Source organism: Mesorhizobium sp. WSM4935 (genome assembly GCF_029625735.1).
GTDB lineage: Bacteria > Pseudomonadota > Alphaproteobacteria > Rhizobiales > Rhizobiaceae > Mesorhizobium.
In genome coordinates, this window is record NZ_JARTVR010000010.1 from 184,286 (window position 1) to 204,062 (window position 19,777).

Here is a 19,777-nt window from a genome sequence, read left to right on the forward strand (position 1 = left end):
GAGGACAACACCCGGCGTTATTATTCGGCAACCGAGTCCTCAAATTTCGCGCTGCCGTATTTTGTCCACATGGTCGCGACATGGGTTTTTGATTGCGGATTGGGACCGCCCCGGGAAGCTTGCGCGACTGTCGGCTTCGTTTAGGAAATTCCCGAATCTCGGACTGGAGCGGGCATGATTCGTCTCATCGGCTATTTCTTCGGCATCGGCACGACGCTGGCGCTGCTGGTGGCGGCCGGCCTTGCCATCTATATCAGCCATCTGACGAAGGACCTGCCCGACTACGAGGTTCTGGCCAAATACGAACCGCCGGTGACGACGCGCATTCACGCCTCCGACGGCTCGCTGATGGCCGAATATGCGCGCGAACGGCGCCTCTATCTGCCGATCCAGGCCATCCCGGACCGCGTCAAGGCCGCCTTCATGTCGGCCGAGGACAAGAACTTCTACAACCATCCCGGCATCGACATCACCGGCCTGGGGCGCGCCATCATCGTCAACCTGCAGAATCTCGGCTCCGGCAGGCGGCAGGTCGGCGCCTCGACGATCACGCAGCAGGTGGCGAAGAACTTCCTGCTCACCTCCGACCAGACCTATGAGCGCAAGATCAAGGAGATGATCCTGGCCTTCCGCATCGAGCAGGCCTATTCGAAGGATCGCATCCTCGAGCTCTATCTCAACGAAATCTTCTTCGGCTTCGGCGCTTACGGCGTAGCGGGCGCCGCGCTCACCTATTTCGACAAGTCGGTCAACGAGCTGACGGTCGCTGAAGCCGCCTATCTCGCCTCGTTGCCGAAGGGCCCGAACAACTATCACCCCTTCAAGCACGCCGACCGCGCGCTGGAACGCCGCAACTGGGTCATCGATCAGATGGTCGAGAACGGCTACGTCACCCGCGAGGAGGGCGACAAGGCCAAGGCCGAACCGCTCGGCGTGACGCCGCGCCGCAACGGCTCCTATCTGTTCGCCGGCGAGTACTTCACCGAGGAGGTTCGCCGGCAGATCATCGCGCGCTACGGCGAGAACGCGCTTTACGAGGGCGGCCTGTCGGTGCGCACCACGCTCGATCCGAAGATCCAGCTCATCGCGCGCAAGTCGATGCAGAACGGCCTGCTCAAATACGACATGCTGCGCGGCTATCGCGGTCCGGTGACGCATATCGATATCTCCGGCGACTGGGGCGTGCCCCTCGGCAATGTGAAGGGTCTGGAGGACGTACCGGAATGGACGCTGGCCGTCGTGCTCGATAGTTCGGCGAGCGGCCTCACCATCGGCCTTCAGCCGGCGCGGCAGGTTTCCGGCGATCTGGTCAAGGAACGTGTCCAGGGCACCGTCAGCAAGGAAGACATGGGCTTCGCCATGCGCCACTTCGTCAAAGGCAAGTCCGTCAGGGCGAAGTCTCCGGCAGAGGTGCTGGAACCCGGCGACGTGATCTTCGTGCAGAAGAACGAGGGCTCCGACAACACCTATATGCTGCGCCAGGTGCCGGAGGTCGAGGGCGGCCTCGTCGCCATGGATCCGCATACCGGCCGCGTGCTCGCCATGGTCGGCGGTTTCTCTTACGCGCAGTCCGAATTCAACCGCGCGACCCAGGCGATGCGCCAGCCCGGCTCCTCGTTCAAGCCGATCGTCTATTCGGCTGCGCTCGACAACGGCTACACCCCCGCCTCGGTGATCATGGACGGCCCCATCACCATCCAGAGCGGCAACACCACCTGGACGCCGAAGAACTATGACGGCACGGTCGCGGGCCCGGCCACCTTGCGCTCCGGCATCGAGAAGTCGCGCAACCTGATGACGGTGCGGCTCGCCAACGACATGGGCATGAAGCTGGTCGTGGAATATGCCGAACGCTTCGGCGTCTACGATCATCTGGCGCCCTATCTGCCGATGGCGCTGGGCTCCGGCGAGACGACCGTCATGCGCATGGTGTCGGCCTATTCGATCATGGCCAATGGCGGCAAATCGATCAAACCTTCGCTCATCGACCGTATCCAGGATCGTTACGGCAAGACGGTGTTCAAGCAGGACGAGCGCGGCTGCGAAGGCTGCAACGCCACCGAATGGAAGAACCAGCCGGAGCCGGAACTGGTCGACAATTCCGAGCAGGTGCTCGACCCGATGACCGCTTACCAGATCACCTCGATGATGGAGGGCGTGGTCCAGCGCGGCACCGGCGCCACCATCGCCGAGCTTGGCCGCCACATTGCCGGCAAGACCGGCACGACCAATGATGAGAAGGACGCCTGGTTCATCGGCTACACGCCCAACCTCGTCGTTGGCCTCTATATGGGCTACGACACCCCGCGCGGCCTTGGCCATGGCGCCACCGGCGGCGGTCTCGCGGCGCCGATCTTCAAGGATTTCATGCGCGTGGCGCTCGACGGCAAGCCGAACACCGATTTCCAGGTTCCGGACGGCATGAAGCTGATCGCCATCAACCGCAAGACCGGCATGCGCGCCGCCGAAGGCGACCCCAACACCATCGTCGAGGCATTCAAGCCCGGCACCGGCCCGGCCGACAGCTACTGGGTGATCGGCATGGGCGCCGACGGCTCGAACGGCTCGGGCGGAGCGCTGTCGCCTCAGGCCAACCAGGCCATCCAGGACGGCGGCGGCGGCCTCTACTGATCCTGCATTTTAGAATGGGCCGGCGAGAAACCACCGGCCCATTTCGCTTTACAGGCGGCGGTGCCGTGCCTATGTATCGCGCCTATTCCGAAAAGAACCGAAAAGAACAGGACCGAACGAAAGCCATGCGCGCGGAAACGCAAAACATTGTCGACGAGATCAGGCAGGCGATAACCCTGCTGAGGAGGCATCTTTGACTGGGATCAGGCTGTAAAGCGGCTTGAGTACCTGAATTCGCGCGCCGAGGATTCCAGCCTCTGGAACGATCCGATCGAAGCGCAGAAGCTGATGCGCGAGCGCCAGGAACTCGAGGACGGCATCGCCGCCGTCAAGGGACTGACCCAGGCGCTGGAAGACAATATCGGCCTGATCGAGCTTGGCGAGGAAGAGGGCGACGATAGCATCATCGCCGAGGCGGAGGCGGCCCTGCGCTCGATGCAGGGCGAGGCGAAGGCCCGTCAGGTCGAGACGCTGCTCTCCGGCGAGGCCGACGCGAACGACACCTACCTCGAAATCCATGCCGGCGCCGGCGGCACCGAGAGCCAGGACTGGGCCTCGATGCTCCTGCGCATGTATACGCGCTGGGCCGAGCGCCGCCGTTTCAAGGTCGAGGTGCTGGAAGTCCATGATGGCGAAGAGGCGGGCATCAAGTCGGCCACCGTGCTGATCAAGGGCCACAATGCCTATGGCTGGCTGAAGACCGAGTCCGGCGTCCACCGCCTGGTGCGCATTTCCCCCTACGACAGCAACGCGCGGCGCCACACCTCCTTCGCCAGCGTCTGGGTCTATCCGGTCATCGATGACTCGATCGAGATCAATGTTTCCGAATCCGATGTGCGCATCGACACCTATCGTTCTTCAGGTTCAGGCGGCCAGCACGTCAACACCACCGACTCGGCGGTGCGCATCACCCATCTGGCGACCGGCATAGCGGTCGCCTGCCAGGCCGAGCGCTCGCAGCACAAGAACCGCGCCAAGGCTTGGGAAATGCTGCGCTCGCGCCTCTACGAGGAAGAGTTGAAGAAGCGCGAGGCGGTCGCCAACGCCACGGAGGCGTCGAAGAGCGACATCGGCTGGGGCCATCAGATCCGCTCCTACGTGCTGCAGCCCTATCAGCTCGTGAAGGATCTGCGCACGGGCGTCGAAAGCACCTCGCCGTCGAGCGTGCTCGATGGCGATCTCGACGAATTCATGGAAGCCTCGCTCTCTCATCGCATCGAGGGTGGCGCGGGCGAAGCAGTGGCGGACCTGGACTAAAGCTGCGCGTCATCGGAGGACGAGGCCGTTGACTCGGATGCTTGGGGGGAAATGCTTCTGCGGCGCCGTCCACTATGAAGTGGCGGACGAATTCGCTTACGCCGCCAACTGCCATTGCTCCACCTGCCGGCGCAAGACCGGGTCGGCGTTCAAACCCTTCGCCGGCATCGAGCGCGGCAAGTTCCGTCTCAGCGCCGGCGAGGACAGACTGCTGATCTTCGGCGACGAGAGCGGCCATGACGCGCATTGCGGCCGATGCGGCTCGCTGCTCTATTCGCTGGTCCGCGATGGCGCCTATGTCCATGTCGCCATGGGGACGTTGTTGGACGATCCAGGCATTCGCCCGAGCGCACTATCTTCGTCGACTCAAAGGCGCCGTGGTTCACGATTGCAGACGATCTGCCGCAATATCGTGAACATGTCGACGCCTGAGCACCGGGAACCTCCGTCAGCGGAACTTCGTTCTTAGGCACCCTGGGCGCAGCCCTGCCGTCTGGTTCTTGCCAGCCAAGTCTGCGCATCTTTCCGTCGCCGAAGCTTGAAGCTCGGCGCGCCGCCACGGTGCGTCCACTTCTTGCGCTGGCTATGGAATCGGCTCAGCATTCGGGCTGTGGGATAGAAGCATTTATGGCCGGACGCGGCATAACTGCGACTGACGATCCGGCCGCTGGGAAGACACGTTCTGGGAACGGGCAAGCGAAAACGCTTGATGCTCGAAAGGAGCGTTCGATGTCTGCTGCCATATCAAGATCGGCCCAAGCCGTTCGACCGGCCGGCCGACTTTTGTTCACCCTCTTCGCTGTTGGAGCCATCGCGGTGCTGGCGCCGCCGGCCATCGCGCACGACGCCCAACCCACGGCGGCCATGCCGCAAGGCTGGAAATACCCCTTTGCCTGCTGTGCCAACTTCGACTGCAAGGAGGTGCCGCAGTCGTCCATCAGCGAGCGGCCCGAAGGCTATGTCATAATGGGCACGGGCGAGGTGGTGGCCTACAGCGACAAGAGGATCAAGAACTCGCCCGACGGCGAATACCACTGGTGCGCGCATCAGGCAGGGCTCGACGCCGGCAAGACCATTTGTCTGTTCGTGCCGCCGCCCTCTTACTAAGGCTCGAACCTGCCGCGGGAGGCGAGGCGCAAACCTCTACCCACGGCAGGAGATGCTTGCCAACCCTGCTGACAGACGGTTGTCAGGACGGCTTCTTTATGTTGCCTTGCCACCGGCGAATATGGGCGTGGCGGACAACGGGAGAGGTAAGTTCATGACCATCAAAGGCAGCTGCCACTGCAAGGCGACAACCTTCGAGGTTGCCGAGGCGCCGCAGACGGTGACGCAATGCACATGCTCGTTCTGCTCGAAGCGCGGGTCGCTATGGGCCTACTATGTGCCGTCGCAATTCAAGCTCACGAGCCCGCCGGAGAACGTCTCCTTCTATCGCTGGGGCTCGAGGACCGTGAAGCATGGCTTTTGCGCCATTTGCGGTTGCGGCACCTTCACCGAAACGCCTGACTGGTCGACCGGGAAGCCGGATTTCGACAATCCAAAGATCAGCGTCAATTCGCGCCTGTTCGACGATTTCGACTTGGACAAAGTCGAGGTTGTGGTCATCGACGGCAAGAATTTGTGGTAGAGGCGAAGCGGGAACGGCCACCGTGTTTTGCGGCCGCATTCCCGTTCCGTTTTTCGCCGCATTTCATGATACAAGGCTGCGGAAGGGCTGATTTGGCGTGGCCGCAACGGCCGCGAATTGGAGAGGGACCAATCCTATGAAAAAGACCGTGCTCGTCGTCGTGGCGACGGCTGTGCTGGTGAGCGCCTGCACCACCACCGATCCGTATACCGGCGACCAGAAGATTTCCAACACGGCGGCCGGTGCCGGCCTTGGCGCGCTGGCAGGCGCCAGCCTTGGTCTGCTTGCCGGCGGTAATGACCGCCGCAACGCCTTGATCGGCGCCGGCATCGGCGCTCTTGCCGGCGGCGCGATCGGCGCGACCATGGACCAGAACGAGGCCGAGCTTCGCCGCCAGCTGCAAGGCACCGGCGTCAGCGTCACCCGCAGCGGCGATCAGATCATCCTCAACATGCCGTCCGATATCACCTTCAACGTCGACCAGGACGCGGTGAAGCCAGGCTTCTATCCGGTGCTGAATTCGGTCGCGCTGGTGCTCAAGAAGTTCCGCCAGACCACGGTGGATGTCTTCGGCCATACCGATTCGACCGGCAGCGACCAGCACAATTTCGACCTGTCGCAGCGGCGCGCGCTTGCCGTCGCCAATTACCTGGCCGGCCAGGGCGTCGATTCCCGCCGCTTCGCCGTCACCGGTTTCGGCAAGACGCGCCCGATCGCATCCAATGCGACGGCTCAGGGCCGCGAACAGAACCGGCGCGTCGAAATCCAGCTGTCGCCGCTCACCTAAGAGAAATCGCGCCCGACGGCGCAACCCATCAAAGCAGAGCGGCCCCGTACGGGGCCGTTTTCGTGCGGGCAAGGTCCAACACCGGTCAGGCATAGGATATAAGTTTATTCTAATTTTCTAATTGAAGCTTTTCCAGAACCGGGGAAAGGACTACCATCGTGCTGTTCCAGAGGGGATGGGGCGGTCCAAACCGGCCGCGCAATCAGCATCTGCCGCCCCGGTCTTGCACGGCCAGATCAAGGGAATCTGGGAGGAATGCATGACAAGAACAGCTCGCCTCGGGCGCTGCGGCGTCCTCGTTTTGACTGGGCTATTGGGCGCATGGCTCGGAGCCGCCACGGCTCGGGCGGAGGATGCCAACAAGGCCGATATCGAAGCTCTGAAGAAATCGCTTGCCAAATATGAGGACTATACCGCCGCTGTCCGCGACCTCTATTTGTCGACCGTCGGCTGCGTCCACTACGCTGGCGAAAAGGTAGAGGGCGCGATGTACTATCCAAAGGGTGCCATGGGCATCCATTTTGTCAACGTGCCGAGCGTCGGCAAGCCGCTCGACCCGATGAAGCCCAATGTCCTGATCTATGAGCCGACCAAGAAAGGCTTGAAACTGGTCGGCGTGGAATGGCTGGTGCCGCTGACGCCGGATACGAAGGAAGTTCCGACCCTATTCGGCCAGAAATTTATGGGACCGATGGAAGGACACTATCCGCTCATTCCGAGGGAATTCGTCCACTACGATCTTCACGCCTGGCTGTTCAGTGACAATCCGAACGGCATGTTCAGCCCGACCAACCCGAACGTGAAATGCAACAAGGCCGATTTCCCCATGCTGGAAAAACCGACCAAGATGATGCCCGGGCCGATGTAGGGCTGCGGCGCGCCGGACTTGCAAAACGAAACGGCCCCGCTCGGGGCCGTTTTTCATGTCTGCTTCTGCCGGTCTGGAGCTCAGACTTTCGCGACGATCCGCATGAAGGCCGGCACGTCGTCGCCGAAGCCGACGGTCGCGTCGTCTTCCTCTTGACGGTGGCGGCCGGGCCGGTCGCGCTGCGGTCGGGCGTCGCCGCGCTGCTCGTGACGGTTGCCCGATCCCTTGCGCTCGTTCTCGGAACGGATCGCATCCTTGCGGGCGCGGCGTTCGGCGATATCGGCCACTTCGGCGACAGGCTGCTCGTCGCGCGCGGCTTCGGGCGTCTCGTCGCGCTTGGCGTGACGATCCTTCTTGCGCTCGCCACGGTCCTTGCGATTTTCGTCCTTGCGGCCGGCCCGGCGCGGCGCGCCACGGCCACGGCGCGGCGCATCCTCCCCCTCGCTTTCGGTCACAGTCGACAGGTCGCCGTCATGCCATTCGATCTTGGTTCCGATCAGCCTCTCGATGGCGTCGACATATTTGGTGTCGGCACGCGTGGCGATGGTGAAGGATTTGCCGGATCGCCCGGCCCGGCCGGTGCGGCCGATACGGTGAACGTAGTCCTCGGCATGGATCGGCACGTCGTAGTTGAAGACGTGGCTGACATCGGGAATGTCCAGGCCGCGCGCGGCGACGTCCGAGGCGACGAGGTAGCGCAGCTTGCCGTCGCGGAAATTGTTGAGCATCTGCATGCGGGCGCGCTGGTCCATGTCGCCATGCAACGCGCCGGCATCGAAATCATGCTTCAAGAGCGAGCGGAACAGCTCCGACACTTCGACCTTGCGGTTGCAGAAAATGATGGCGTTCTTCAGCTCGTCGCTTTCGGCCCGCATCAGATTGCGCAGCGTCTCGCGCTTCTCCCACGGCTTCGTGCCGGACTTCACCAGCCGCTGCGTGATGCTGGTCGCGGTGGAAGCAGCGCGCGAGACCTCGACGCGCACCGGCGCGTGCAGGAATTTCTCGGTGAGCTTGGTAATTTCCGGCGGCATCGTCGCCGAGAAGAACAGCGTCTGGCGTGTGAACGGGATCATCTCGCAAATGCGCTCGATGTCGGGGATGAAACCCATGTCGAGCATGCGGTCGGCCTCGTCGATGACGAGGATCTCCACGCCGTTGAGCAGGAGCTTGCCGCGCTCGCGGTGGTCGAGCAGGCGGCCAGGCGTCGCGATAAGCACGTCGGCGCCGCGCTCGAGCTTCTTGTCCTGCTCGTCAAAGGAGACGCCGCCGATCAGAAGCGCGATGTTGAGCTTGTGGTTCTTGCCGTATTTGACGAAGTTTTCCTCGACCTGCGCGGCGAGCTCGCGCGTGGGCTCGAGGATGAGCGTGCGCGGCATGCGGGCCCGCGCCCGACCCTTTTCCAGCCGCGTCAGCATCGGCAGCACGAAGGAAGCGGTCTTGCCGGTTCCCGTCTGGGCTATGCCCAGCACGTCCTTGCCGAGCAGCGCATGCGGGATGGCGCCGGCCTGGATCGGAGTCGGCTTGGTATAGCCGGCATCTGAGACTGCGGAGAGGACCTTCGGCGAAAGGCCAAGGTCTGAGAATGTCAACGCTTCTTGAGCGGTCTGAGTGTCTGCGGACAAGTGGTGGCTGTCTTTGGCTGGTTCGGAAAAAATCGCAACACGCGTTGCGGCAGGCGCCGCGCGCCTGCAAGATCGCGGTTGCAGTTAGGCGCAAGTCCGCGATTTGTCAACAGAAACAGCCGGGAATCCGGCGATTGTGAAGACGTAACCTTAATTCACGATTGCTTAAAGCGCGTCCTATCGAACCGAATCAGGCTACGCGCTTTAAATCTTTGCTCGATGCATTGGGCGACATGCATTGACGGAAACAATATCGGTTGCGCCGGCTCAGTAGCGGAACTGCTCGGCAAGGATACGTTCGTTCCAGGAATGGTTCGGATCGAAGAGTAAAGTTGCCGTCGCTGTCGGCGATTCCCGAACCGTGACGGAGGCCACCGCCTTGACCTCGGTGTGGTCGGCGGCGGCGTTCACCGGGCGCTTTTCGGCTTCCAGGATGTCGAAGCGCACCGTCGCCTTGTTGGAGAGCAGCGCGCCACGCCAGCGGCGCGGCCGGAAAGGACTGACCGGCGTTAGCGCCAGCAGCGGCGCGTCGAGCGGCAGGATAGGCCCATGCGCCGACAGATTGTAGGCGGTGGAGCCGGCGGGCGTCGCAATCATCACGCCGTCGCAGTTCAACTCCTCCAGCCGCACCTGGCCGTCGACGGTGATGCGGATTTTCGCGGTCTGGTAGGACTGGCGCCACAGCGCGACCTCGTTGATGGCCGGCGCCGAAACGGATTCGCCGTCATGCGTCACGGCGACCATTTCCAGCGGCCGGATCGTCTCGGCAACCGCGTTGGCGATGCGATCCTCAAGTCCGCCGGCGCGATATTCGTTCATCAGAAAACCGATGGTGCCACGGTTCATGCCGTAGACCTTCTTGCCCGTGCTCATCGTCTCGCGCAGCGTCTGCAGAAGAAAACCGTCGCCGCCGAGCGCGATGATGATCTCGGCCTCCGCGACAGGCACCTGCCCATAACGCGCCGACAGGCTTTCCCGCGCCGCGCGGGCGTCGTCGGTGTCGGAAGAGACGAATGCGAAACGGCTGGCGGCTTTGCTCATGGCTCCCGGAGGGCGACCGTCTGGGAGGCCGCGCCGGCGACGGCGTAGCATGCACTGCCCGTATCTGTGAAGGGCGCTGCGCTGACCGGCGAGTCACATCGACAATCGCGCTTCGTGACAGAGGCGACATGAATGTGATGTCCGCAATGGTTAAGACGAGGCTTAAACACTCGTAAAGCCGGATCGATCATGTTAGCCGACAGTGGATGGGTTGGCGGGGGCTGGCCAGTCGAGAGACCTGTCTATTGCCGGTAACGCGTCTGATCATAGTCTTCCTGATGATGGGAAGTTTCGCGCTGATGTTCGCCGAACTCGTGCGTCATTCGGAAGAGATGAGCCAGCGGCCGCAGCCGACGGCTTCCCGTTGCGGGGACGCCACGGGAACACCTTGCCCGCAAAGAGCGCTGTAGGCCTCGCTTTTCCGCTCGCTCAGCCACCTTGCAGGTGACAGCCCGGCTTGTGTCTGCCCGCGACATATTCGTCGATGAGTTGCCGGAAGCGCACCTTGCCGAAGCTCGGAAAATGGCCGCCATGCACGACCGAGACGTCGAGCTCGCGCAGGGAAAGCAGAGACTCGACATAGTCATCGATGTCCGAGTGGTAGACGTCGTCGATCAGCGGCCCGTCATAGACGATGTCGCCGGACAAGAGGATCCCGGTTTTTTTCTCGTAAAGCGCGATGCCGCCCGGCGAATGACCCGGCGTGTGGATGACCTCGAAGGCGCGGTCGCCGAGGTCGACCACATCGCCATGCTCGAGCAGCCGGCCGGCCGGCGCGGGCAGGATGCGGTAACGCGCCGTATCCCAGCCTTCCGGCGCGCCGTCGAACATCTCTTCATTGGCGTAACGGTCCGCCACCGTCCATTCGTTGCGCGGATCGGCCAGGATTGCGGCCTCGGCCGAGTGCACGCAGCGGTCCGGGAATTCGTGGTGGCAGCCGATATGGTCGAAATGCGTGTGGCTGGCCACGCAAGTAAGCCTGCGCTCGCTCACCAGCGGTACATGGCGTCGCAGGCTGAAATGGCCGAGGCCGGTATCGAACAAAAGGTCGCGGTCGCGCCCGCGCACATGCCAGATGTTGCAGCGGAAGAACGATTTTATCCACGGCTCATGAATGAGCGTGACGTCGTCGCCCATGCGGATGGTTTCGTACCAGTCCGGAGCCTCGATGACCGGAAGCGTGCTCATGGATCAGTCCGCCAGCAGAATAATGTCTTGAGCGTCGCATGAAACCGAGATCGTGTCGCCTGCCTGAACGGTAGCGGAAGCGGGAGCCTTGGCGATGAACTGCAGCGCGGCATCAAGCGTCGAGGTGGCCAGTACGCGCTTGAAACTGCCCTGGAAGACGACATCGCCGACCTTGGCCATGCCCAGCGCGACGTCGCCCTTCGCTTCGCCGAGGACAATGTGCTCGGGTCTGATGGCGAGCGCGACTGGGGCGCCGGCTGTCAACGCGCCAGGCAGTGAAATCGGCCCGACCGGGGTCGAGGCCGTGACGATCCCGTTCCTCGCCCCGGTCACGGTGCCGGCAAGGATCGTGCTCTCGCCCATGAAGGTCGCGGAAAAGCGCGTCGCCGGCCGCGCATAGACGCGCTCGGGCGGGCCTTCGTCCTCGATGCGGCCGTCATTCATCACCACGCAATGGTCGGCCAGCGCCATCGCTTCTTCCTGGTCGTGCGTGACGTGGATAAAGGCTGTGCCGACACGCTTCTGGATCGCCTTCAACTCGTCCTGCATCTGCCGGCGCAGCTTGAGATCGAGCGCGCCGAGCGGCTCGTCGAGGAGCAGTACTGCCGGTTCGATGACCAGCGCGCGAGCCAGCGCCACACGCTGGCGCTGGCCGCCGGAGAGCTGATGCGGCTTCTTGTCGAAGGCGGCCGCCAGCCCGACGAGCGCCAACGCATCGCGCGCCTTCGCCGCCCGCGTCGCGCCGTCGACGCCCTGCATACGCAGCCCGAAACCGACATTGCCGCCGACGCTCATATGCGGAAACAGCGCATAGTCCTGGAACACGGTGGTCGTCGGGCGTTTCGCCGGCGGCACCGACGTGCAATCCTGCCCGCGGATGAAGACCTTGCCCTCGCTCGGTGTGACGAAGCCGCCAAGGATCGAAAGCAGCGTCGTCTTGCCGGAGCCCGACGGTCCGAGCAGGATCGTGTAGCTACCGGGCTCGATGGCGAGCGAAACGTTCTTCAGCACCGCAAGCTGGCCAAAGCGATGCGAGACGTTGCGGATATCGACCAAGGGCGCGCTCATGCCGGCTTCCTCCGCAACAGGGTCAGCTCGAAAAACACCACAAGGACGATGGAGACGGCAAAGACCAGCGAGCCGACGGCATTGGTCTTGGGATTGAGGCCGGAACGCAAGAGGTTCCAGATTTCCACGGGCAGCGTCGTCTCGAAGCGGGTGAGCAGGAAGGAGATCACGAACTCGTCCCAAGAGAAGGTCATCGACAGGAAGAAGCCGGCGAAGATCGCCGGCGCCATGACCGGCACGGTGATCATGAGCAGCACCTTCCATTCGGCGGCGCCCAGATCGCGCGCGGCGCGCTCGATGTTGATCTGGTGGTCGCCCATCTGGCTGTAGATGATGGCGAAGCAGAGCGGCAGGTTGATCACCACATGGCCGATGCCGGCCGCAAGCAGCGATTTCGGCACGCCGGCCCAGTTGAACAGCACCAGCAGGCCCATGCCGATGATCAGATAGCTGACGGTGAGCGGCAGCGTGATCAGCCCGCGCAGGATAGCGGAGCCGGGCAAGACGAAGCGCGCGAAACCCCAGGCTGAGAGAAATCCCAACGTGACCGAAGCGAGCGACGACAGCACCGCAACGAGCAGCGAATTGACCAGCGCCGAGGTGAGCCTCGTGTCGGACAAGACCGCCTGATACCAGCGCAATGAGGGGCCGGTGAAAGGCGGGATCGGGAAGGACGTCGCCTGGAGTGAAAACAGCACCAACACGACCACCGGCAGGAAGATGAAGCCGTAGACGGCGACGGCGTAGACCCAGGCGGCGAGGCGGACGGCGGCGCGCATCGTCAGGCCCGTTCGATCTTCAGCCAGCGTGCGCAGGCGAGATAGGCGATGGTGACGACCGCCATCAGGATGATCGACAGCGCCGAGGCCAGCGGGAAATCGCCGCGCCGGCCAATCTGCATCATGACGAGCTGCGGCATGACCAGCTCGTTGTTGCCGCCGAGGATCTGCGGCGTGATGTAGTCGCCGATGCAGAGCACGAAGGTGAGAAAGGCGCCGACCATGATGCCGGGTAAGGTGAGCGGCAGCACGACATGCAGGAAAATGCGCACCGGCCCGGCGCCGAGATCGGCGGCAGCCTTGCGGTAGCTCGGGCTGAGCTGCTTGAGATTGGCGAAGATCGTCAGCGTCAAAAGCATGACGAAGAAATGCACGAAGCCGGTGACGGTGGCGAAGCGTGTATTGGCGAGCTGCAGCGGCTCGGGGATCAAGCCGATCCCGGTCAGCGTCCGGTTGACGACGCCGTTCTGCGCCAGCACCAGCAGCCAGGAATAGGAGCGCACGACATAGGAGGTCCAGAACGGCAGCACGGCCAGCATCAGCGCCAGCCGTTGCCAGCGTTCCGGGACCATCTCGGCAAGGATCCAGGCAAAGGGATAGGCAAGCAGTATCGAGATCACGGTGACGATCGCGGTAACCTCCAGCGAGTTCACCATCGCCCGCCAGTAGGACGGATCGGTGAAGAACTGGCTGTAATTGGCTAACGTGAAGCCGCCGCCTTCATGCGCCGTGAGGCTGGAAAGCCCCATGGCGATGAAGGGCAGCACGAAGAACAAAAGCGTCCACGCCAGCGCCGGCGTGACCAGCGCCCAGGGCAGGGCACGCGAATTGTTTCCCGCGAACGCCATCGGCCGATTTACTGCGCCTGCAGCATCTCGGTCCACATGTCCTGCATCTTCTTGTCAAGGTCGGCGTTCGGCGCCGGATAGGCCTGGGCGCGGGCAAGGAAGCCAGGCTGCTCGTCGAAGCGCAGGATCTTCTTCTGTTCGTCGGTCAGCGCCGCCTTGGTGTTGGACGGCATGCCCCAATAGCAGGAGGAGGTGGCAAGCCGCGCCTGGCCTTCGGGGCTCAGGACGTATTGGATGAATTTCAGCGCCATGTCCTTGTTCTTGGAATCCTTGAACATGGCGAGCGACTGCGACCACAGCACAGCACCTTCCTTCGGGATCGAGAAATCGAGCGCCGGGTTTTCCTTGGCAAGGCCCGCCGTCACCCATTCGCCGCCGCCGACCAATATGTCGACCTCGCCGGTTGCAAGCGCGGTCTGGCTGGCGGTGACTTCGCCGACCAGCTTGGCGTTGGCCTTCATCTTGAGCAGTTCGGTCTTGAGGGCAGGGAGGTCAGCCTCGGTGAGGTCGGCGGTCTTCTTGCCGATGGCCAGAGCGGCCATGCCGATCACCGGCAGGTAATAATCGTAGATCGCGACCTTGCCCTTGTATTTGTCGCTGGTGAGCGAGGCCAGCGACTGCATGTCGGCCGGGTCGACCTTGGTCTTGTTGAAGCCGATCGTGTTGTAGCCGAATTTCTCGGTGATGCCGTAACGCTTGCCGTCGACGATGGTGGATTTGTCCATCTTCACTTGGGGGAAGAGGTCGGCGAAGGGCAATTTGTCCTCGGGCAGAGGCTCGAACAGGCCTTTCTCGACGCCACGCGGCACGTCGATGCTATCGATCACCATGACGTCCCAGTCGCCCGGCTGCGACTGCTCGACGATGGCGAGACCCGCGCCGGTGCCTTCGAATTCCTTGACGTTGACCTTGACGTTATTGGCCTTCTCGAAAGGCTCAAGCAGCGCCGGGTCGGAGTGATCGCACCAGATCAGCGCGTTGAGATCGGCGGCCTGGGCGCCACCTGCAGCGATAAGCAGCGCCGCGGCCGCGCAGGCGGCTGAAAGATGAGACTTCAATGTGGAAAGCGGAGTGCGGGCATTGATGGTCATCGAGTGTTCTCCCTGCCTTGCTGGCTTGTTGGAGAAAAGTTGAACCAATTCTAAAATTGAGTCAATTATGATTTTATGGCAGAGAGGCCGATATGAGCGGATTGCGCGAACGGCAGAAGGCGGACCGGCACCGCCGCATCATCGATGCGGCGACCGCGCTTTTTCGCGAGGCCGGCTATGAAGGCGCCAAGATCGAGGCGATCGCGGCGCAGGCCGAGGTCTCGATCGGCACCATCTACAATTACTACCAGAACAAGGGCGACATCCTCGGCGCCATCGTCTCGATGGAGGTCAACGAGGTGCTGAATGCCGGGCGAGGGGTGGTCGCCAGCCCGCCGGCCAACGTCGGCGATGCGCTCGACACGCTGATCGGCATCTATATCGAGCACTCGCTGAATTATCTGAGCAAAGAGATGTGGCGCCAGGCGATGGCGATCTCGACCCAACTGCCCGACAGCCCCTTCGGCCAGGCCTACACGGCGCTCGACCGGGAACTGACCAAGCAGATCAGCGCGCTGATAGTCCGCCTGCAGGAACTCGGCCTGGTGCGCCCGGATATCGACGGGCCGGCGGTGGGCGAGCTGATCTTCAACAACATGAACATGATGTTCATCGAGTTCGTGAAGCGACACGAGGCGCCGATACCGGAGCTGCGCGCGGCGATACGAAGGCAGAATAGGGTGCTGGTGACGGCGATGGGGGTGTAATGATCGTGAGGAAGGATGGCGTACTGCAGCGGCCGCGTCCTTTAGCGGTTGATCAGCCATAGAATCGCCGAGAGCACGATACTGATCAGAATCCCGGTGGTGATCGGAACGTAGAGGCTGAAATTCTCACGCTCGATTACGATATCGCCGGGAAGCCTGCCAAAGCCGATCCGGGTTAACCAAGGCCACAGCAGGCCTATGGCAGCTATGCCGAGACCGACGACGATCAGCGTTCGCGACATGGCGGCATCCTTGCCGGAAAATAGCGTCTTGCCGAAAATATAGTGGCGGTAGGCCTTGAGGGCAGCACTTATCCCGATGTTGCCTCTTGAGTTGAGGATAAAATCTAATACAATCTAAGGAGGCATTTCGGGGAGGGGTGGATGCAGATTTCAATCTGGCATTGGGCAATAGTGCTACTGCTTGTGGGCGTGCCTGTTTTTTTCGCCGTCCGCTCGGCGACCGCGCGACCACGGCATCCGGAACAGCTTGTCGGGTTTGGAGGCTGGTTGATGCTTTTGGCGATCGGTCAGTGCTTGTCGCCGTTCCGCACGCTCGCTGAGCTGTTCTCGTCGAGCGAGGGTTACCGGCAGCTCATGCCGGTGCCCAATGGTCCTTTGGCCGTCTGCGGCGAAGTCCTGCTGTTGCTGGCATTTGCAGGGCTTCAGGTGATTGTCCTTTTTTCAATGTTGCGGCGCAGCCCCCGTTTCAAGCGCTTGTTCGTTTATCAGTGGATCGCGATCCCGATCGTCTTCGTGCTCGACGCCGTTTGGACGTCCACTGTTTTGGACGCTCCGATGACTCAGGTCCTTGCCGGAGATGCTCTGGTGGCCCCGATCGCGTCATTCGTTCTGACCGGAATCTGGGTTGTCTACGTCTACCGGTCCGTCAGGGTCGGAAACACGTTCGACAGGGCCGCGCCGAATGCGCAGATTGCGGCGGCCTTTCAGTAGGGGGCGAGGTTTCGACCCTTCGGGTTGGCCCGCCATCCGAAGCTCGAACAGCGAAGGATGGTGCCCCCGGCAGGGATCGAACCCGCGACCTTCGGTTTACAAAACCGCTGCTCTACCAGCTGAGCTACAAGGGCACGGCGCTCCGGTAGCACATTTCGTGCGCCAGTAAAGACAAAACTCCGTTTCGGCTCGCTAATGGACTGCGTGGCTTTGCCGGCATGCTGAAAAGCGCGGCGCCGCTTCCTACATCTCTCCCGGGCGTAATCGCATCGAACGGGGTGCCGCATGATCAGATTCGTCATCATCCTGCCGCTCATCGTCGTGACCTGGCTTCTGCTGGTGAAGGCCGTCAGCGATCTGAAGAAGGCCAATATCGACTGGACCGGCGTCGCCACCTTCTTCGGCTTCATCGTGCTTGCCTTCTGGCTGAGGCATGTCACGGGGATGGGGTGAGGGAGCGAATAGGGAGTAGCAAATAGCGAGTAGGGAAAAGAGGCGGCCCTAAACCAAATCCCTATTCGCCACTGGCTATTCCCTATTCGCTCATTTCGAACCTTTTGCCGCTTCGCCACGACTGATCTCCGAGAGGCGAATGGTCGCCTCGATCAAGGATCCAGGAGATCATCATGTTGAAGCGTACCCTTACCTCAGGCCTGGTCGCCGTCTTCGTCGCCACCGGCGCGCTTGCCGCCACGGTTGAGACGTCCTCGGCGCACGGCAACCACAACCATCATCACCACCATCACCACAAGAAGCATCACAAGAAGTTCTGGTGGTGGCACCATCACAAGCACCACCACCACGGCAAGGTGATCATCTTCCTCTGACGAGAAGACCATTCGTCTCCAAGGCGGCCTCGGGCCGCCCTTTTTCATTCCGGCGACCGGGACTTCAAAATGGAAAAAAGGCCGGAAGAATCGTCGACGAAAAAAATTTCCAAACCTTCGAACCATTTTCCGGCCCGCCGCGACCCATGATCAAGAGGCGGATGGTTCGCCTCTCCACTGAAACAGGAGATCGTCATGTTCAAGCGCACCATCGTTTCCGGCCTCATCGCCACCACCGTCGCCGCCGGCTCGCTCGCCGGCACCGTCCAGCCTTCGGCCGCCCACGACCATCATCACCGCCGCGAACTCGGCATCGGCATTGCCGCCGGCGTCGGTGGTTTCGTTCTCGGCAGCCTGCTCGCTCAGCAGCCCCGCACGGTCTATGTCGAGGACGACGGCTACGACTCCATCCACGTCCGCCGCTGCTACGCCCGCTACGCCAGCTATGACGAGCGCACCGACACCTATATGAGCTACAACGGCCCGCGCTACTGCCGCCTCTAATGTTGGGCAAAGTCAACGACAGGAAAGAGGGGCTGTCCGCAGCCCCTTTTCTTGCGTTTGAGCATTGCGCATCCGCCTGATTGGCTTGACTTGAAGCGAACGATGTTGCTGCTCGACCAATTCAGGAATTGGGCTTCAGCTCCGGCATCGCCAATCCAGCCATCCTGCACGCGCCGCTGACCGAAACATCATTTATCGCGACGAGCTCGAAGCTGTTTTCGGCATCGGGATGGATCTTGCCGATGAAAGGCTCGTTGCCGCCTGGAGAGCCCTTGTCGTCGACATAGCCGCACACCACGATCTCGTGGCGGCCGTCCAACCTGCGCTCGCCGGCGAGCATCGTTCCGAACTTGGCGGCGATGGGATTCTTCAAATGCTGGCGGACACCGGCGGTGATGATCTCTTCCATCGCCAGCGAGATCGGGACGGGCTCGACGAGCGAGTTGCCGCCGGGGCCGGCGATGGGCTCGACCGGCGGCGGTGCCGCTGCCACGCATCCGCAAAGTGAAGCGGCGGATAGGAGGTAAACTGTTTTCCGCATCCGTGCCCTTTCGCATGCATGCCGACGCCCCGGCAAGACGGTCAAGTCCGGCGTCCGGCCCGGCTATGCCCGGTCGGCTCCTGCCAGGCAACCAGCGATGTACAGCGATCTCGCAAGCGTTTACTCTGGCTTTGACGCCAATTGAGCGGAGAGCAGCTTGGACGAGCAGGATCCCAAGGAAGAACGGGTCGAACCGGTTTTCCGCAACGGCACCATCACCATCGTCGGCATCCTGCTTGCGTTTTCGCTAGGCTTCATCACCCATTGGGCGGCCAATCCGATCCCATGGCAGACCTACCATCTGATTGCCGTACTGCCGATCTTGGTCGGTATTGCGCTGCAGATGCGGGCGCTTGCCATTCTGCTCGACATCAAATCCCTGCAGCGAAGCATTCATGACCGCGCCAGTCGCATATTCATCGCCGGTCTCATCTTGGCGGCCTGCGGTGTCGGGCTGGCCATCCTGCTCGATTTCTTTGAGATATCGGCAAAGAGCGCATTGCCGGGCGCGTCCTAATAAGCTTTCACGCCGCCGATCATCTGCGTCACCTCGACCGCGGCGTCGCGCACCAGCGGACCGATCTCGACCAGGCGCTCGGGCGTGACCCGCACCGTCGGGCCGGATACCGAAACGCCGCCGATCGGCTCGCCATATTCGTTGAAGATGGCGGCCGCCACGCAGCGCATGCCGGGGTGGCGTTCCTCATCGTCGACCGACCAGCCGCGATGCTTGATGGTCGCGAGATCATGGGCGAGCGCCGAGATGTCGGACAGCGTCTTGTCGGTGTAGCGCTGCAGGCCCGCCTTGCGCAGGATCGCGGCGACCCGCTCCGGCTCGAGATGCGCCAGCACCGCCTTGCCGATGCCTGATGCATGAAACGGGCTGCGCGTGCCCGGCCGGAAGAAGGCGCGGATTGCCTGATGCGTCTCGACCTGGCTAACGAAGACGACGCAATCGTCCTCGGCGACGCCGAGATTGGCCGTTTCGCCGGTCTTCTCCATCAATTCCTGCATGACGATGCGGGCGCGGTCGACGAGCTTTCTGCGGCGCAGGAAGGACGCGCCCATGCGGTAGGTCTCGACTCCGACCGACCAGAGCTGATCGGTCGTATCGAATTCGACCATGCCGTGGTTTTGCAGCGTCGTCAGCATGCGATAGGCGGTGGAGGCGGCAATGCCGCTTTGCGCTGCGATTTCGCTGAGGGACAGGCCGCTGGCCTCGGCGACGATCGCCAGAATTCGCAGCGCCCGGTCGAGCGACTGCACCGACGCCCCTTCGGACGGACCATTGAAGGCGCGCGGCCGGCCGCGCTGGCGTTTTTCCGTGGTTTCCATGCCCGCCATTCTCGCCGATTTGACGTTGGATGCAATGAAAAAGTTTTTCAATCGTTGCTGCGCTCGATTTTCTGGAAAACGAAAAGTGAAGCGAAATCAG

The 19,777-nt window shown here is 62.3% G+C and carries 22 protein-coding genes, 1 tRNA gene and 1 pseudogene; 13 read left to right on the plus strand and 11 right to left on the minus strand.

Annotated features, from left to right (window positions below):
• Positions 1-174: 174 nt before the first annotated feature.
• The 7 genes and pseudogenes from P9273_RS22280 (at position 175) to P9273_RS22310 (ending at position 7,173) form a co-directional block, all read left to right on the plus strand.
• On the plus strand, positions 175-2,631 hold the full coding sequence (locus tag P9273_RS22280; RefSeq protein ID WP_278050828.1) for a penicillin-binding protein 1A: 2,457 nt from the start codon (positions 175-177) through the stop codon (positions 2,629-2,631).
• 125 nt (positions 2,632-2,756) lie between these two features.
• Positions 2,757-3,888 (plus strand): peptide chain release factor 2 gene (prfB, locus tag P9273_RS22285; protein ID WP_278050829.1). Its coding sequence is split into 2 segments (ribosomal slippage): positions 2,757-2,822 and positions 2,824-3,888, totalling 1,131 coding nucleotides; the frame shifts between segments, so codons are not numbered across the junction.
• Positions 3,889-3,925: 37 nt separating this feature from the next.
• Positions 3,926-4,320: pseudogene (locus P9273_RS22290) on the plus strand (GFA family protein).
• Positions 4,321-4,617: 297 nt separating this feature from the next.
• Positions 4,618-4,995, plus strand: a complete 378-nt coding sequence (locus P9273_RS22295) for a hypothetical protein (protein ID WP_278050830.1) — start codon at positions 4,618-4,620, stop codon at positions 4,993-4,995.
• Positions 4,996-5,149: 154 nt separating this feature from the next.
• Positions 5,150-5,518, plus strand: a complete 369-nt coding sequence (locus tag P9273_RS22300) for a GFA family protein (RefSeq protein WP_278050831.1) — start codon at positions 5,150-5,152, stop codon at positions 5,516-5,518.
• A gap of 136 nt (positions 5,519-5,654) precedes the next feature.
• A complete protein-coding gene (locus tag P9273_RS22305) occupies positions 5,655-6,305 on the plus strand; it encodes an OmpA family protein (protein WP_040999840.1) in 651 nt (216 codons plus the stop codon).
• Between the two features lie 259 nt (positions 6,306-6,564).
• Positions 6,565-7,173: a hypothetical protein gene (locus tag P9273_RS22310; RefSeq protein WP_336619402.1), complete on the plus strand. Its 609-nt coding sequence runs from the start codon at positions 6,565-6,567 to the stop codon at positions 7,171-7,173.
• An 80-nt stretch (positions 7,174-7,253) separates the two neighbouring features.
• On the opposite strand, the gene P9273_RS22315 is transcribed toward P9273_RS22310, so the two are convergent.
• From P9273_RS22315 to P9273_RS22345, 7 genes are all read right to left on the minus strand, one after another.
• Positions 7,254-8,795, minus strand: coding sequence for a DEAD/DEAH box helicase (locus P9273_RS22315; RefSeq protein ID WP_278050833.1), 1,542 nt, complete (start codon positions 8,793-8,795; stop codon positions 7,254-7,256).
• Positions 8,796-9,062: 267 nt separating this feature from the next.
• Positions 9,063-9,836 carry an NAD kinase gene (locus P9273_RS22320; protein WP_278050834.1) on the minus strand — a complete coding sequence of 258 codons (774 nt, stop codon included), beginning with the start codon at positions 9,834-9,836 and terminating at the stop codon, positions 9,063-9,065.
• Between the two features lie 429 nt (positions 9,837-10,265).
• Positions 10,266-11,024: an MBL fold metallo-hydrolase gene (locus P9273_RS22325; protein WP_278050835.1), complete on the minus strand. Its 759-nt coding sequence runs from the start codon at positions 11,022-11,024 to the stop codon at positions 10,266-10,268.
• 3 nt (positions 11,025-11,027) lie between these two features.
• A complete protein-coding gene (locus P9273_RS22330; RefSeq protein WP_278050836.1) occupies positions 11,028-12,092 on the minus strand; it encodes an ABC transporter ATP-binding protein in 1,065 nt (354 codons plus the stop codon).
• On the minus strand, positions 12,089-12,871 hold the full coding sequence (locus P9273_RS22335; RefSeq protein WP_278050837.1) for an ABC transporter permease: 783 nt from the start codon (positions 12,869-12,871) through the stop codon (positions 12,089-12,091). The genes P9273_RS22330 and P9273_RS22335 overlap by 4 nt, the downstream gene beginning before the upstream one ends.
• A gap of 2 nt (positions 12,872-12,873) precedes the next feature.
• On the minus strand, positions 12,874-13,719 hold the full coding sequence (locus tag P9273_RS22340) for an ABC transporter permease (protein WP_278050838.1): 846 nt from the start codon (positions 13,717-13,719) through the stop codon (positions 12,874-12,876).
• An 8-nt stretch (positions 13,720-13,727) separates the two neighbouring features.
• Positions 13,728-14,810, minus strand: a complete 1,083-nt coding sequence (locus tag P9273_RS22345; protein WP_278050839.1) for a polyamine ABC transporter substrate-binding protein — start codon at positions 14,808-14,810, stop codon at positions 13,728-13,730.
• Between the two features lie 92 nt (positions 14,811-14,902).
• Here P9273_RS22345 and P9273_RS22350 point away from each other — a divergent pair, with 92 nt between their 5' ends.
• On the plus strand, positions 14,903-15,517 hold the full coding sequence (locus P9273_RS22350) for a TetR/AcrR family transcriptional regulator (protein WP_040999832.1): 615 nt from the start codon (positions 14,903-14,905) through the stop codon (positions 15,515-15,517).
• Between the two features lie 41 nt (positions 15,518-15,558).
• On the opposite strand, the gene P9273_RS22355 is transcribed toward P9273_RS22350, so the two are convergent.
• Complete coding sequence (locus P9273_RS22355) at positions 15,559-15,759, minus strand: DUF2905 domain-containing protein (protein ID WP_278050840.1); 201 nt, start codon at positions 15,757-15,759, stop codon at positions 15,559-15,561.
• 141 nt (positions 15,760-15,900) lie between these two features.
• Between P9273_RS22355 and P9273_RS22360 the strand changes: the two genes are divergently transcribed.
• Complete coding sequence (locus P9273_RS22360) at positions 15,901-16,470, plus strand: DUF2569 family protein (RefSeq protein WP_040999830.1); 570 nt, start codon at positions 15,901-15,903, stop codon at positions 16,468-16,470.
• A gap of 58 nt (positions 16,471-16,528) precedes the next feature.
• Here P9273_RS22360 and P9273_RS22365 read toward each other — a convergent pair.
• A tRNA-Thr gene (locus P9273_RS22365) sits at positions 16,529-16,604 on the minus strand.
• Positions 16,605-16,755: 151 nt separating this feature from the next.
• Between P9273_RS22365 and P9273_RS22370 the strand changes: the two genes are divergently transcribed.
• The 3 genes from P9273_RS22370 (at position 16,756) to P9273_RS22380 (ending at position 17,801) form a co-directional block, all read left to right on the plus strand.
• Positions 16,756-16,923 (plus strand): hypothetical protein, encoded by a 168-nt coding sequence (locus P9273_RS22370; RefSeq protein WP_278050841.1) that lies wholly within the window; start codon positions 16,756-16,758, stop codon positions 16,921-16,923.
• A gap of 173 nt (positions 16,924-17,096) precedes the next feature.
• Positions 17,097-17,297 carry a hypothetical protein gene (locus P9273_RS22375; protein WP_278050842.1) on the plus strand — a complete coding sequence of 67 codons (201 nt, stop codon included), beginning with the start codon at positions 17,097-17,099 and terminating at the stop codon, positions 17,295-17,297.
• Positions 17,298-17,492: 195 nt separating this feature from the next.
• Positions 17,493-17,801 (plus strand): BA14K family protein, encoded by a 309-nt coding sequence (locus P9273_RS22380; RefSeq protein ID WP_278050843.1) that lies wholly within the window; start codon positions 17,493-17,495, stop codon positions 17,799-17,801.
• Between the two features lie 121 nt (positions 17,802-17,922).
• Here P9273_RS22380 and P9273_RS22385 read toward each other — a convergent pair whose 3' ends face one another.
• Positions 17,923-18,294, minus strand: coding sequence for a hypothetical protein (locus P9273_RS22385; protein WP_278050844.1), 372 nt, complete (start codon positions 18,292-18,294; stop codon positions 17,923-17,925).
• Positions 18,295-18,499: 205 nt separating this feature from the next.
• Here P9273_RS22385 and P9273_RS22390 point away from each other — a divergent pair, with 205 nt between their 5' ends.
• Entirely contained in the window at positions 18,500-18,859 is a 360-nt protein-coding gene (locus P9273_RS22390) for a hypothetical protein (protein WP_278050845.1), read from the plus strand.
• On the opposite strand, the gene bhcR is transcribed toward P9273_RS22390, so the two are convergent.
• On the minus strand, positions 18,856-19,677 hold the full coding sequence (bhcR, locus tag P9273_RS22395) for an HTH-type transcriptional regulator BhcR (protein WP_278050846.1): 822 nt from the start codon (positions 19,675-19,677) through the stop codon (positions 18,856-18,858). The genes P9273_RS22390 and bhcR overlap by 4 nt on opposite strands.
• Between the last annotated feature and the right edge of the window lie 100 nt (positions 19,678-19,777).